General features: G+C 64.0%; 12 protein-coding genes and 2 pseudogenes. 7 read left to right on the top strand and 7 right to left on the bottom strand.

The features are described 5' to 3' along the window. Window positions 1–137: 137 nt before the first annotated feature. Window positions 138–494 (top strand): hypothetical protein, encoded by a 357-nt coding sequence (locus AAG612_RS16295; RefSeq protein ID WP_342511945.1) that lies wholly within the window; start codon window positions 138–140, stop codon window positions 492–494. Window positions 495–510: 16 nt separating this feature from the next. On the opposite strand, the gene AAG612_RS16290 is transcribed toward AAG612_RS16295, so the two are convergent. Together AAG612_RS16290 and mutS are read right to left on the bottom strand one after the other, a co-directional pair. Then, window positions 511–909, bottom strand: coding sequence for a YidH family protein (locus AAG612_RS16290; RefSeq protein WP_342511943.1), 399 nt, complete (start codon window positions 907–909; stop codon window positions 511–513). Window positions 910–957: 48 nt separating this feature from the next. Then, entirely contained in the window at window positions 958–3555 is a 2598-nt protein-coding gene (mutS, locus tag AAG612_RS16285) for a DNA mismatch repair protein MutS (RefSeq protein WP_342511948.1), read from the bottom strand. A 157-nt stretch (window positions 3556–3712) separates the two neighbouring features. Between mutS and AAG612_RS16280 the strand changes: the two genes are divergently transcribed. After that, window positions 3713–5974 (top strand): NADP-dependent malic enzyme, encoded by a 2262-nt coding sequence (locus AAG612_RS16280; protein WP_342511941.1) that lies wholly within the window; start codon window positions 3713–3715, stop codon window positions 5972–5974. Between the two features lie 10 nt (window positions 5975–5984). Here AAG612_RS16280 and AAG612_RS16275 read toward each other — a convergent pair whose 3' ends face one another. Continuing rightward, the gene (locus AAG612_RS16275) at window positions 5985–6653 is read right to left on the bottom strand and encodes an SDR family NAD(P)-dependent oxidoreductase (RefSeq protein WP_342511940.1); all 669 of its coding nucleotides are present in this window, start codon (window positions 6651–6653) and stop codon (window positions 5985–5987) included. Window positions 6654–6664: 11 nt separating this feature from the next. Further along, window positions 6665–8032: an NAD-dependent succinate-semialdehyde dehydrogenase gene (locus tag AAG612_RS16270; RefSeq protein WP_342511938.1), complete on the bottom strand. Its 1368-nt coding sequence runs from the start codon at window positions 8030–8032 to the stop codon at window positions 6665–6667. A 154-nt stretch (window positions 8033–8186) separates the two neighbouring features. Between AAG612_RS16270 and AAG612_RS16265 the strand changes: the two genes are divergently transcribed. Next, the gene (locus AAG612_RS16265) at window positions 8187–8789 is read left to right on the top strand and encodes an outer membrane protein (RefSeq protein WP_342511936.1); all 603 of its coding nucleotides are present in this window, start codon (window positions 8187–8189) and stop codon (window positions 8787–8789) included. A 59-nt stretch (window positions 8790–8848) separates the two neighbouring features. On the opposite strand, the gene AAG612_RS16260 is transcribed toward AAG612_RS16265, so the two are convergent. Both AAG612_RS16260 and AAG612_RS16255 read right to left on the bottom strand, forming a co-directional pair. Next, complete coding sequence (locus AAG612_RS16260; protein ID WP_342511934.1) at window positions 8849–9208, bottom strand: hypothetical protein; 360 nt, start codon at window positions 9206–9208, stop codon at window positions 8849–8851. A 378-nt stretch (window positions 9209–9586) separates the two neighbouring features. Next, a complete protein-coding gene (locus tag AAG612_RS16255) occupies window positions 9587–10768 on the bottom strand; it encodes a type II toxin-antitoxin system HipA family toxin (RefSeq protein WP_010239408.1) in 1182 nt (393 codons plus the stop codon). A 36-nt stretch (window positions 10769–10804) separates the two neighbouring features. Here AAG612_RS16255 and AAG612_RS16250 point away from each other — a divergent pair, with 36 nt between their 5' ends. Beyond that, window positions 10805–10978 (top strand): hypothetical protein, encoded by a 174-nt coding sequence (locus tag AAG612_RS16250; RefSeq protein ID WP_233419418.1) that lies wholly within the window; start codon window positions 10805–10807, stop codon window positions 10976–10978. A 27-nt stretch (window positions 10979–11005) separates the two neighbouring features. Here AAG612_RS16250 and AAG612_RS16245 read toward each other — a convergent pair. Continuing rightward, window positions 11006–11068: pseudogene (locus AAG612_RS16245) on the bottom strand (XRE family transcriptional regulator); the annotation flags it as partial. Between the two features lie 504 nt (window positions 11069–11572). On the opposite strand from AAG612_RS16245, the gene AAG612_RS16240 reads away from it, so the two are divergent. The 3 genes and pseudogenes from AAG612_RS16240 to AAG612_RS16230 form a co-directional block, all read left to right on the top strand. Next, the gene (locus tag AAG612_RS16240; protein WP_156320616.1) at window positions 11573–11788 is read left to right on the top strand and encodes a hypothetical protein; all 216 of its coding nucleotides are present in this window, start codon (window positions 11573–11575) and stop codon (window positions 11786–11788) included. 246 nt (window positions 11789–12034) lie between these two features. Continuing rightward, window positions 12035–12940 carry a DUF7146 domain-containing protein gene (locus AAG612_RS16235; RefSeq protein ID WP_156320615.1) on the top strand — a complete coding sequence of 302 codons (906 nt, stop codon included), beginning with the start codon at window positions 12035–12037 and terminating at the stop codon, window positions 12938–12940. Window positions 12941–13015: 75 nt separating this feature from the next. After that, window positions 13016–14087, top strand: a pseudogene (locus tag AAG612_RS16230) (methylase); the annotation flags it as partial.

Raw genomic sequence — 14087 nt, 5'->3', positions numbered from 1 at the left:
ACCCCCACCCGGCCAACCCACAGCATAATACCGATGGGTTGGCCGGGTGGGGGTGCGGGCCGGTGCCGCCACGAAGACTCTCCTCCCCCCGGAACCGCTCAATCCCTCCACCCGTTCATGAGGAAAGGAGATTTCTCATGGACGACAAGAACAAGAACACGTTGCCCTCCGACTTCGACGGCGAACGCCGCCAGACCGACGATCTCGCCCCCGAGAACGAGAATTCGGAGCAGGTCGGGGCCTATGATCAGGCGCAGACCGTGTCCGACCAAGCGCAGAACGTTTCCACCTCGATCCTGAATACCGACAGCGAGCATGCGCCGAGCGGGCTGACCGCCCCCGACGCGCAGGATGTGGTCGATCACATGCACCAGATGGAGCGCGGCAACACGGTCGACATGTCGGCCTATCGCGGCGAGCCCAACCACGACGACAATGTCGACAAGTACGGCAAGCCCTCGAAGCCCGACGGGCTGCGCGGCGACGGCACCTGAGCCATCGCGGGGGCGATTAGCCCTCGACGAGAACCCATAGACCGATCGTCACTATAATCGCGCCGATCGCGACGCCCCATGCCATGATCCGGAAATTGGGCGTCGGGATCGGCGAAAACTCGTGCTTGTTGAGGCGCGCGAGCGTCTTGCATGCGCGCCGTTCGGCAGTCACCGCCAGCCAGCCGCCGCCCAGAATGAAGGCGGTCGCGATCAGCTTGGGCATCCATGACGGGTCCCACGATCCGAACAGCGCCCTGAAGCCGAGGCCGATGCCGATGGCGGCAAAGGCGGTTCGCATCCAACCCGCAAAAGTGCGTTCCATCGCCATGATGTTGCGATCCTCGGCCAGGTCGGTGCGGAACTCCGCCCACTCGGTGCTCTTGTCCGCGTCTTCGGGAGGATCGTCTTGTGCCATGGGGGTAGAACCTAGCGCCGCGTCGCCCGATGGCAAATGCGTCAAAGATCAGCTTTCGCCGCCTTCGCGCTTCAGCTCGTACAACATGTCGAGCGCCTCGCGCGGGCTCAGCGCGTCGATATCGAGCGCGGCGAGCTTTTCGCGGAGCGTATCGCAGGCTTCCTCTTCCGCTTGGAAAGCGGCGGAGAACAGCGGCAAATCGCCGAGCCCGGCAGCAAGTCCGCCGGTTTCCTCGCGGCCACGCTCGAGCTTGGCGAGCACCGCGCTCGCCCTCTCGACCACGCCCGCAGGCACCCCTGCGAGTTTCGCCACTGCCAGACCATAGCTGCGGTCCGCGGGGCCATCAGACACTTCGTGCAGCAGCACCAGATCGCCTTGCCACTCGCGCGCGCGGACATGGTGCAACGACAGCGCGTCGCAGCTTTCGGCCAGCCGCGCGAGCTCGTGGTAATGCGTCGCGAACAGGCAGCGGCAGCGGTTCTGCTCGTGAATCGCCTCGGCCACCGCCCAAGCCAATGCCAGCCCGTCATAGGTCGACGTGCCGCGCCCGACCTCGTCGAGGATGACGAAGCTGCGGGTCGTCGCCTGCGCGAGGATCGCGGCGGTTTCGACCATTTCGACCATGAAGGTGGAGCGCCCGCGCGCGAGATTGTCGCTTGCGCCGACGCGGCTGAACAGGCGGTCGACCAAGCCTATGCGCGCAGATTGGGCGGGAACGTAGCTGCCTGCCTGCGCCAGCAGCACGATCAACGCATTGGCCCGCAAAAAGGTCGATTTACCGCCCATGTTGGGCCCGCCGATCAGCCACAGGCGGTCGGTGTCGCTCAGGGCGCAATCATTGGGTACGAAGCGCTCGCCCGCTTTGGCCAGCGCCGCTTCGACCACCGGATGCCGTCCGGCGACGATCTCAAGGCAGGGCGCGTCTTCGATCTGCGGAGCGCACCAGTCGCCTTCCGCGGCGCGCTCGGCCAGGCCGGCGGCCACGTCGATCCGGGCCAGCGCATCGGCGGTGCGGGCGATGGTCTCGCGCGAGGCGACGACCTGCTCCACCAGTCCTTCGAAATGTGCCTCTTCCGCCGCCAGAGCACGGCCGCCCGCCTCGGCGATCCGGGTCGCTTCCTCGTGCAGATGCACCGAGTTGAAGCGCACCGCGTTCGCCATGGTCTGGCGATGCGTGAAACCGCTATCGGGTGCCATCAGCGCATCGCCGTGGCGCGCGGGCACTTCGATGAAATAGCCGAGCACGCCGTTGTGCTTGATCTTGAGCGAGGAGACGCCGGTCTCGGTGCGGTAGCGCGCCTCGAGCGCGGCGATGGCGCGGCGCGCATTGCCCGAAGTCTCGCGCAGCTCATCGAGCGCGGCGTCGTAGCCGCTGGCGATAAAGCCGCCGCTCGACCGCTCGGTCGGCGGCGAGGGCACGAGCGCGGCCGACAATTCGCCGACCAGCGCACCATGGCCGGTCAGCGCAGGCAACAGCGCGTCGAGCAGGGCCGGGCGGTCGGGCAGGCGGGAGAGTGCGCCGTGCAGGTTGCGCGCCTGCGCGAGGCCGTCGCGCACCTGACCGAGATCGCGCGGAGAACCCCGCTCCGCGACCAGTCGGGCCAGCGCACGCGCCACGTCGGGGATCGCACGCAGCGCCTCGCGCGTGTCGCTGCGCAGGATCGGGTCGTCGTGAAAGAACCGCACCAGCGCCAACCGCGCCTCGATCTCGGGCCGGGTGGCGAGCGGGGCGGAGAGATCCTCGGCCAGCTGGCGCGCGCCCGCGCTGGTGACGCAGCGGTCGACCGTGCCGAGCAGGCTGCCCGCCCGCGCGCCGCTCTGGGTCGCGGTAATCTCGAGGCTGGTCCGGCTGGCTTCGTCGATCGCCATCGTGGCGTCACCCGCCAGCACCTGCGGAGGCAGCAGGAAGGGCATTGCGCCGCGTCCGGCATGGTCGAGATAGGCAATCAGCCCGCCTGCCGCCGCCAGCATCGCGCGGCTGAATTCGCCGAACGCGTCGAGCGTCGAGACGCCGTGGAGGTCCTGCAGCCGCTGCCGCCCGCGTTCGCTGGCGAAGTCGGAGGCCGGCCGTTGCGTGGCATCCGCAGGCGCCGCCTCCCAATTCTCGGGCACCACGATCTCGCTCGCCCCGAGGCGGGAGAGCGCGGCAGGCAGGCCTTCGGGCGCGCATTCCTCCAGCTCCATTCGCCCGGTCGAGATGTCGCAGGCGGCGATGCCGATATCGCCGCGCACCTCGCACACCGCCGCCAGCCGGTTTGCGCGGCGCGGCTCGAGCAAGGCATCCTCGGTCAGCGTGCCCGCCGTGACGAAGCGGATGATCTGCCGCGCGACCAGCACCTTGGACGAGGGCTTGCCCTCCGCTTTCGCGCGGGCCTTCGCCTCGTCGGGCGTTTCGACCTGCTCTGCGATCGCGACGCGGTGTCCGGCGCGGATCAGCCGTGCGAGGTAGCCGTCTGCCGAATGCACCGGCACGCCGCACATCGGCACCGATTCGCCCCCGCTCTCTCCGCGGCTGGTCAGCGCGATGTCGAGAACCCCGGCGGCAACCTTCGCATCGTCGAAGAACAGCTCGAAGAAGTCGCCCATGCGGTAGAACAGCAGGCAATCGCCCGCCTCGCGCTTCAGCGCGTGGTACTGTTCCATCATCGGGGTGAGTTTCGCGGTCACGCGCCAGACCTAGCGATGCCGCACCCGATTCGGAAAGCGGCGCACTTTTCCTTGTCCCCTGTCGTCGCACCACTGGCGCCCACGGAACGTTGCCTCTACGGCACGGGGCAACACACCGACATAACGAGAGGGCCACATGGCTGACGACCAGATTCCCGGATTCGAAGAGCGCGAGGCGCTGCTCTATCACGAAGCCGGTCGGCCCGGGAAAATCGAGATCATCGCATCCAAGCCGATGGCGACGCAGCGCGACCTCAGCCTGGCCTATTCGCCCGGCGTAGCGGTGCCCGTGAAGGCGATTGCCGACGATCCCGCCAATGCCGCGAAATATACCGCACGCTCCAATCTGGTCGCGGTGATTTCCAACGGCACCGCCATCCTCGGCATGGGCAACCTGGGTGCGCTTGCCTCGAAGCCGGTGATGGAAGGCAAGGCGGTGCTGTTCAAACGCTTCGCCGACGTCGATTCGATCGACCTCGAACTCGATACCGAAGACCCCGACAAGTTCATCGAAGCAGTCGCGCTGATGGAGCCGAGCTTCGGCGGGATCAATCTGGAAGACATCGCCGCGCCCGAGTGCTTCATCATCGAGCAGGCCCTGCGCGAGCGGATGAACATTCCGATCATGCACGACGACCAGCACGGCACCGCGATCATCGCGGCGGCGGGGCTGATCAACGCGGTGCATCTGACCGGGCGCGACTTCAAGAACTGCAAGATGGTGGTCAACGGGGCGGGCGCCTCCGCGCTGGCCTGCACAGCGCTGATCAAGGCGGTCGGCATTCCGCACGATTCTGTGATCGTGTGCGATCGCTCCGGCCCGATCCACAAGGGCCGCGACGATCTCGACCAGTGGAAGAGCGCGCATGCGGTGGAGACCGACGCGCGAAGCCTCGAGGAAGCGCTCGACGGCGCGGACATCTTCCTCGGCCTGTCGGCTGCCGGCGCGCTCAAGCCCGAGTGGGTCGAGAAGATGGCGAAATCGCCGATCATCTTCGCGATGGCCAATCCGGTGCCCGAAATCATGCCCGAGGATGCCAAGGCGGTGCGCCCCGATGCGATCATCGCCACCGGGCGCAGCGACTACCCCAACCAGGTCAACAATGTGCTTGGCTTTCCGTTCATCTTCCGCGGCGCGCTCGACGTGCGGGCGACCGCGATCAACGAAGAGATGAAGATCGCCGCCGCCGAAGCGATCGCCGCGCTTGCGCGCGAGCGCGTGCCGGAGGAAGTCGCGGCGGCCTATGGCAAGAGCCACAAGTTCGGCACCGACTACATCATTCCCGCACCCTTCGACCCGCGCCTGATGGAGGTCGTGTCCTCCGCCGTCGCCGAAGCGGCGATGAAGTCGGGCGTGGCCCAGCACCATATCGAGGATCTCGACGCCTATCGCCTCGCGCTGAAATCGCGGCTCAACCCCACGACCTCAGTCCTGACGCAGGTCTACGAGGAGGCGAAGGCCAATCCCAAGCGGGTGGTGTTCGCCGAGGCGGAGGAAGAGGTCGCGCTGCGCGCCGCGATCCAGTTCCGCGATTTCGGCTACGGCACCCCGGTGCTGGTCGGCCGGACCAAGGCGGTGGCGGACAAGATGCACATGCTCGGCGTGTCGGACCCGGGCAGCTTCGAAATCCAGAACTCGGCGGACAGCGAGCATGTGCCTGAGATGGTCGAGTTCCTTTACAAGCGGCTTCAGCGGCGCGGTTATACCGAACGCGACGTGCGCCGCATGGTCAATCAGGAGCGCAACGTGTTCGCCGCCCTGCTGGTCGCGCTGGGCCATGGCGATGCGCTGGTCAGCGGCCTCACGCGGACCTACGCGCAGACCGCGCGCGAGATCGGCCGCGTGCTCGACGCAAAGCCCGACGGTATCTCCTTCGGCATCCACATGATGGTCGGCAAGAACCACACGACCTTCCTCGCCGATACCACGATCAACGAGCGCCCCACCTCGGAAGACCTGGCGCATATCGCCTGCGAGACGGCGGCGGTCGCGCGCCGAATGGGGCACGAACCGCGCGTGGCGTTTCTCTCCTACTCCACCTTCGGCAATCCGCCGGGCAAGTGGCTGGAGAACATCCGCGACGCGGTCCACATTCTCGACGAGAAGCAGCCCGGCTTCGAATACGAAGGCGAAATGGCACCCGATGCCGCGCTGAACGAGAAGGTGATGGCGCTCTATCCGTTCAGCCGCCTGTCGGGCCCGGCCAATGTGCTGATCATGCCCGGCCTGCAATCGGCCAACCTGTCGGCCAAGCTGCTGCGCGAACTGGGCGGCGATGCCACCATCGGCCCGATTCTGGTGGGCATGGAAAAGCCGGTCCAGATCGTGCCGGTTACCGCCAACGTGCCCGATGTGCTGACGCTGGCGGTGCTGGCTTCGGCGGGGATCGTGGAGTGATGCGCTTACGCTAGAAGGGCAGTTCCTCGCCCTCGTAGTTTACGAAGCGATATCCGCCACCACCGGCCTTCTCGACCACGTCGGCGAGGCCGGTGCAGCTTTGCTCGACCGTGATCTTGGCGTTCGGCCCGCCCATGTCGGTCTGGACCCAGCCGGGGTGGAGCGAGAGGACTTCGATATCGCGCTCCTTCGCCTGTTGTTCGGCAATGCCCTTGGCCAGCATATTCAGCGATACCTTGCTGACGCGGTAGAACTCGTAACCGCCCGAACTGTCCGCGATCGAGCCCATCAGCGATGACATGAAGGCCAGCGTGCCGCCATCCTTGAGTATCGGCAGCAGCGCCTTGCCCACACGCGCGGGGCCGTAGGCGTTGGTCTGCATCACATGGGCGATCTCTTCGTCGGTCGCTTTCTCGGCAGACTGATGTTCCGCGCCGGTGATCCCGGCATTGACGATGATCGCGTCGAGCGAGCCTTCGCCGAACTTGTTTTTAAGCCCGAGGTAGCTGTCCGGCTCGGTCACATCGATGGTCACGATGTCGATCTCGCCCGCTTGGTGGAGGGCGTCGCTGCGGCTGCGTTCGCTGGCGACGACGCGCCAGCCGCGGCTCGCGAATTCCTTGGCGAGACCGAGGCCGATGCCGCGCGATGCGCCGACGATGAGGATCTGTTTGCTCATTTTCGTAACTCCTATGCCGGATGGACCAGCGTCTTGAGGTTCATGAATTCATGCAGGCCGAACTCGGACAGCTCGCGCCCGTGGCCCGAGCGTTTGATGCCGCCGAAGGGCGCTTCGATCTTCGATCCGTTGACCGCGTTGAAGGTCGTCATCCCCGCCTCGATCGTGTTGGCGAAGTGTTCCTTCTCTGATTCGTCGGTGGTCCACACGGCGGAGCCGAGGCCGTAGGGGATCGCGTTGGCGATGGTCGTCGCCTCGTCGATATCCTTCGCCTTGTAGAGCTGGCCGACGGGGCCGAAAATCTCGTCCGTCCCGGTTTCGCTGGCCAGCGGCACATCGGTCAGCAGGCCGACGGTCATCCACGCGCCGGGCCGGTCGATCTTTTCCCCGCCGAACAGCAGCGTGCAGCCCTCTTCCTTCGCCTTGGCAACCTGATCGAGCACGGTGTCGCGCTGGCCTTCGCTCGAAAGCGGGCCGAGTTCGGTATCGTCCTCCATCGGATCGCCCAGCTTTACGTCCTTCAGCGCGGCGGTGAAGCGGTCGGCAAAGTCGTCGTAGATATCGGCGTGGACGATCGTGCGCTTGCCGCAGATGCACGACTGCCCGTTGTTCTGGATGCGCGCGGTCACCGCGTCCTTCACCGCCTGATCGATATCTGCCGACGGCATGACGATGAACGGATCGCTCCCGCCCAGTTCGAGCACGACCTTCTTCAGATGCTTGCCCGCCTGCGCGGCCACCGCGCTGCCCGCGCCTTCGCTGCCCGTCAGGGTCGCCGCGACCACGCGCGGGTCGGCTATCACGTCGTTGATGGGGTCGGACGAGACGCACAGGTTCTGGAACAGCCCCTCGGGCCCGCCTGCCTCGAGCACCAGTTCCTCCATCCGCTGGGCGACGCCCTGCACGATGCTGGCGTGCTTGAGCAGGCCGACATTGCCCGCGAGGATCGTCGGCGCAAGGAAGCGGATCACCTGCCAATAGGGAAAGTTCCACGGCATAACCGCGAGCACCGGGCCGAGCGGCAGCCAGCGCCCTTCGGCCTTGCCGCCATCGGACAGGTCCCAGAAACGAGACTCGAGCATCGGCGGACCGTTCTCTGCGAAGTGGTGCAGCAGATGCGCGCATTTGCCGACCTCGGCGCGCGCCTGCGTGATCGGCTTGCCCATTTCGGTGACGGCCAGCCTGGCCAGCTCTTCCTGATTGGCCTCGTACAGGTCGCCGAGCGCGGCCAGGACCTTGGTCCGCTTTTCCAGCGGCGATCTACGCCAGTCGCGAAAAGTGCGGGTGGCGGTTTCGAGCTTCCGATCGATGCCGTTTTCGTCGAGCGTTTCGTATTCGGCGATGCTCTCGCCGGTCGCGGGGTTGGTGGTGGTGATCACGGGATTGGCCTCTCGGGGGGGTGGCAGTCACCTCTTCAATCGCCTCCGACGAGCCGCGTTCCGTATTACGGACCGGTCATGGTTAACCGAGTGGAAACCATATTCGCCCACCATGACTGCAACGCCCGCGAAGGGTCTGCGAAAGGAATGCGCGATGAAGACGACATATGCAGCGGCGGGGCTCGTCCTCGCCATGATCGCCAGCCCTGCGATGGCGCAGAGCAACACCGCTCCGGGCGGGCTCCACGTCTCGGTCATCGCGGGATATGAAGGGCTCGGCGTCGAATCGGACTCCGGCACCGTCAGCGCCGATGCGGACTCCGCCGTCTATGGCGTGACCGCTGGCTACGATCTTTCGCTCGGCAGTGCCTTCGTCGGCGTGGAGGGCGAATATTCGGCCAGCACCGGATCGACCGAATTTCCGAGCAACTTCGCCGGCGCGCGCGACGGGCTGGACGCGGATGGCCAGTATTACCTCGGCGCGCGCGGGGGACTTGCGCTGACGCCGGGCATCGCGGCCTATGGCAAGGTCGGCTACACCGCGCTCGACACGCGCTCTTTCACCTCTGCCGGCAATTTTTCCGATCTGGAGGAGAACGCCACCGGCCTTCGCTTCGGCGGCGGTGTGCAGGTGGCATTGCCCGGCCCGCTGGAAGCGCGGCTGGAATATCGTCGCTCTCGCTACGAGGATATCGGCGGCGATGTCGGCGAGGCGACGACCGACCAGCTCGTGGCGGGCGTAGGCATTCGCTTCTGACAAGCCCGGATGGGCGGGGGCTGCCGGTATGGTGCCCCCCTTGCCCGATCCGGCCGCGTTCAGCAGCTGCAGCCGAAGCCCTTGCTGACGATCTTTTCGCCTGCGATCGAGACCGTTACTTCCACCCCGCAGGGCACGCCCCACTTCGTGCAGATGTCGATGCACGCCTTGGCCGCTTCGCCGTCCGGAACCCATGAGGGTACGGGCAGGCAGACATTGCCGATGCCCAGCGGCAGCGACAGGCACACTTCGCCATTGTGGACCGTCACGCTCACGCATTCTGCTGCGACCGACAATGCGCCGTCGGTCAGCACGGGGCTGCCGCCGCTTTCCTGACGCAGGGCATTCGAGTGGCGCTGCGCCGTCTCGATCGCCTCGTTGACCCTACCCTCGTCGAATGATGCACGTTCGTGAGCCATGATTGCTCTCCCTTGATCGCCGTTATTGGCGATCGAAAGATCATCGATCGGCGCGATTTTCCCAATCGGATCAGCGTCCGAAAGCGAGAAGATAGGCTTTGATCCCGGCAGGCCGGCCGAACGAATCGAAGCGGCCGGAAGGGTAAATTTCTCTCGAAAATGGAGCGGATTTGCAGTGCCCGTCGTCGGACGTCCCGGTATCAGCGTCGGCGGAACCTGAAGTACCACACCTTAGTGATCATACTATCATAATACACTGATATATAATCACTAATCAGCATTTTTTGATCCCTGTTTTTTCGGCTAGCAATCACCGGGTAATCACCATGCCAAATTTGGTAAGCACGCGCCGCCATGAACGGATTTCTGCGATTGCGATCATGATGCAGGCGCTGCCAATCGGAAGCAGGTTGCGAAACGCTTGCGGTCAGCCGCGCTTATCCCAGCCTCCGTGAACAGCTGTTCCCACCGTGTCGCTACGGTTCTGCTCATGTTTTCGGCGATTGCTTTCGCGTCATCATGGCTGAGGTCGAAGACCGCGGCACCGGCGAGAGCATTCTCGATCGTTGCATTGCGGCCTTCCGGCCCCACGCCGAGGACGAGCCGTCGCTCCAGTCCCAGCTGCGGTTTCGGCACTACATCGTAAAGCGGCGATAGCCGCCAACCCTCACCATCGAACAGGAAGCCATGATTACGTAGGTGATCATCATCATTCGTGACGAGGATATTGAGCAGCATTCGACGAAATAGCTCATGTAGATCCTGGCGCACTTCGGTTCCGAATTGCCGGATCGCTCCTGCGAGATCCGCATAGCTGAAGCTGCTGACCTCGCTCTCATGCGCCCCGAGCATTGTGAGCCCCGAAGCAAAGGGCCTGCGTTCCAGCCAGTTGCCGTGAGGAATCCGATCGAACCGCTCGATCAGATAGATGTCGCGATCAAGGACACAGCGGAAGTCGAGTGGCGGAACGTCGAGACCACACTCGCTGGCAAGCCGCATTGTCGCTAGTTCGACCCTGCATTCGGGAAAGCTGTCTCCCCGCTTCTGGAATTTCGCGATCCAGGGTTGGTCGCCGATTTTTGTAGCAGCCTTCGGCCGGGCGCCGCCCAGAGATGATCCGGCTGCCAGCAAGGCTCTTAAGTTCTCGTCGAGTTCGTCGACATGCTGCGCGCGTTCGGCGGCTTCCGCTAGCTCTGCGAGCGTGAACTCTTCGCCCGGAGCAGGGCCACCCCCCCATGGCGTAATTCTCTCCGGCTGGGCGGATGTCGGCCCAAAGGCGAGCGCCCCTACACGATGTTCGCCCGAGGCCAGAATGAGATCGATTTCGCTCGGCAAGCGATCGCCCATCGCCTTGTACATCAGGTATTGGCCCCAGCCATCGGGAGCAGCATCCCGAATGCCACCGAACACGGCAAAGCCTTCTTCCGTCCTGAATGTTCGAGAAGTTCCAGCTTCGTGCAACGGCAGAGCTACAGGATCGACCGCAATACGGTCAGCGCGTTCCAGATAACGCCGCCCGTAAGCGAAGGTAGCAAACTGGTTGCGCGGTTCGTCGGTCATCGTGAGAAGGCCTGCCGGAACAGGCCCCTCCTCAAGATGCACGAAGACATAGGTGCGGATGGTCGTCACGGCTTGCTAGAAATCCAGATCATCGTCGCTGACAGCGTGGGTCTTCTGGGGCAGGCGGGACAAATCCTCGCTGATGCCAGCCCGGTCACTGTCTGGGGTTACCAGCTCGGCAAGGCGCTGTGTCATCCCAAGGACATGTAGGGCGCTCGCCAGAACCGCGAGGCCCACGGTAGGATCTCCCGCTTCGAGGCGTTGCAGCGTTTGAACCGAGACGATCATGCGCTCGGCCATTAAACGCTGGGGAAGTTTTCTCCGGCGGCGAGCCAGGGCGATATCCTTGCCTAGCCGTGTAATCGCACGTTGGCTCTGGGGCGGTAGTCCGCTAGCAGCACGAGACGAACGGGGCATGACCCGATATATGACATATCATGTGAAATTCCGCAAATGGAAATGATATGTCATGTTTTTGTGCTCTTTCGCTCGAAGCAGATTTACCGAAGGAAGATGCTTCAACGCCTCCTGCACGAGGCTTACAATGGCCATGGCTGAGTGGAGAGGCGCTGGTGAGCGGTCGCTAGGCCGTGGCTTGACCATTGTGCTTCAAAAGTCGCTGTGCAGTTGCACGAATTGTCTCGGCGACTATATCGCAAACGTCACGCATGTCGGCACAAGCCGACAGCCTCGGAAGAATTCCGAGGTCCCGTCCTCCAGTTGGAGGTTAACCGGCGGACCCTGCAGAGGGTTCGCCGAATTTCGTTCGAACGCTCTTGCAGGTTCAACCCGATGGAGCATCGAATGCATTATTCAGACGAGGAAATCGAACGCGCGAAGACATTATTCGCTCGTGAGGCAGGTAAGGTTGGTCATGGCAGAATGGCGATTGCTGCGATGGCGGGAATGAGCAAGCCCAAAAAAATCAGCCATATCACTCATCTGCGGACTTGGCGTGACTACCTTCCGAAGGCGCGACGCGCTTTACAGAAGGAAAGATCGGATCGAAATTCTCGATAGGGGGCCCAAGTTATCACATGATCTGAACTGACCCAGACATGGGGCAGCAATAAGAATCAATGGCGCAAGTGAGAAGCCGCCGCGGCAGATAGGTATACCTCGCGGCTGAGCGGCAATGGCGATGCGACGCTCAAACCGACGGGGTCGAAGCGCAGAAGTGACTCCTTTCCAACCTGCTCTCACAATACAGGAAGGCTGGAGGGGAGGAGGGCCTTTGTGAGCGAGCCGAAAGGATCGCGATGTGCCATGTCCCACCTATATTCCGCCAAGATAAGCTCTTTGGAAGAAGCCGCCCGCCGCATCTGTGAAAACCGGGGCGGCAAATGGTCCGGCACAAAGGGCATGGCCTGCTGCCCTGCGCATGACGACCGTACGCCGTCACTCGGTGTGTCGCTCGGCCAAAAAGCGATCCTTTTCCATTGTTTTGCGGGATGTGATCAGCAGAGCGTGCTGGCTGCTCTGGCGAGTGAAGGTGTCGACGCAACCTCGCTCTTTTCAAGTTCTGCGACTACCGGCGGTCCCGAGCCGACCAGAACGCGCAAGCCCTCGGCGGCAGCGCTGAGGATCTGGCGCGATGCTCAACCACTGCGTGCCAGCCCGGCAAAGGCATATCTTGAGAGCCGCGGCATCCTCGCCGCATCTCCGGCGCTCCGCTTCCATCCACGAACGCCGCTTGGTCCAAAGGGAAGCACTCGCTTTTTGCCCGCCATGATTGCGGCAGTTAGCCTCGACGAGGGGCCGATCGCCGTCCATCGCACATTCCTTTCGGGCAATGCCAAGGCCGATTTCGACAAGCCGAAGCGCGCGCTCGGCGCGCTCGGTGAAGCTGCTGTCCGTCTTTTTGCTCCGGCCTCCGGCAAACTCGGCCTCGCCGAGGGCATCGAAAGCGCGATGTCGGCCTATGCGCTCACCGGTATTCCCGTCTGGGCGACCCTGGGCAATGAGCGCTTCGGTCTCGTCAGCGTGCCCGAGAGCGTGACCGAGCTTCACCTTTTCGTCGATCATGATGCGGGCGGCGAGCTGGCCGCGTCGCGTGGACTGGCCGCCTATGCCCGCGATGGACGGACGATCCAAGTCCGCAAACCATCCTCTCGCGACACCGACTGGAACGATGAACTGGCAGCATGGCTGCGCCGCAAGGCGGCGCCGTAGAGGAGAGTGGGCTTCTCGAATTCCTGATCCGGCAGAGGGCGTGTCCCGATGCCCTCATCAGGAGGACGAATTGCCATGTTTCAATCAGACCTGTTTCCCGCCGGCGAGCAGTTTTCGTCAGTGCCATTGGCTTACGCCGTCGGCGTCAGGATTGCCGAGCTTCTTGCCTCGGGGCGTCATCTTACCCGTGCCGACATTTCCGGGCTTTTCGCCGCGGAAACCGGCGCCCTGGACTGGGGAAGCGCCTGGACCATCGATGACTACAACAACGCAGTCGAGATCGGCGCACTACTCTGGCTACGTGAAGCTTCACGCATCGATCAGGCAACAAGCGTGCACGAAGCCGAAGCGCGGTTCGACTGGCTCGAATCAGCCTTGCCGCCGCGGCACGTTCGCAGCGAAGCACAGGTCGAGCTCCAGCAGTTCTCGACCCCGCCGATGCTGGCCTGGCTGATGGCGAAGGCCGCAGCTGTTTCTTCGCAAGACACGCTGCTCGAACCGTCCGCAGGCAATGGCGCCCTTGCCCTTTGGGGCAGCGTTCAGAACGCTTCGCTGCTCCTCAACGAGATCGACCTGGCAAGACGAGACGGCCTGGCGCACATCTTCCCTTTGGCCACAACCACTGCGCATGACGGGGAATTGATTGCCGACCTTCTTCGCGGCCATGTTCCGTCGGTCGTGCTGATGAACCCGCCGTTCGCCCGCAGCCAGGAACGCGGCAAGGACGGCGAGACGGCGCAGCGCCACCTGCGCAGCGCGATCCGGGCCGTTGCCAATGGGGCGAGGATTGTCGCCATCATGCCTGAAGGCTTCGACGCTTCCACCTTCGCCAAGGTACAGGATGAAGCGTCGCTGTTCCTCGATGTCCGGCTGCAGCAGATGTTTCGCCGCGCAGGGACGGGGATAGCCGTTCGCCTGGTCGTGTTCGGCAAGACGCCGGTTGCGTCTTCCCCCGCAATCAACGGAGATACTGCCGACCTGATCGCGCTCCACGAGCTTGTCACTGCGCTTCCGCCCCGTGCGCAGACATCCGCCAGGACTCATCGCCTGCCAGTCGGCAAGCCAGTGCGCCTCGTGGGCAAGACGTCGACCCATCGCGCGCCGGTCCGGCCGGTGGCGCCGTTCGCCGCGACACCAGCAGCTAAAG

This window comes from Citromicrobium bathyomarinum, from assembly GCF_038594605.1.
In the GTDB taxonomy this organism is placed as follows: Bacteria; Pseudomonadota; Alphaproteobacteria; order Sphingomonadales; family Sphingomonadaceae; genus Alteriqipengyuania; species Alteriqipengyuania bathyomarina_B.
Note: the sequence above shows the minus strand (reverse complement) of the source record. Positions and strands in the feature narration are given on the sequence as shown.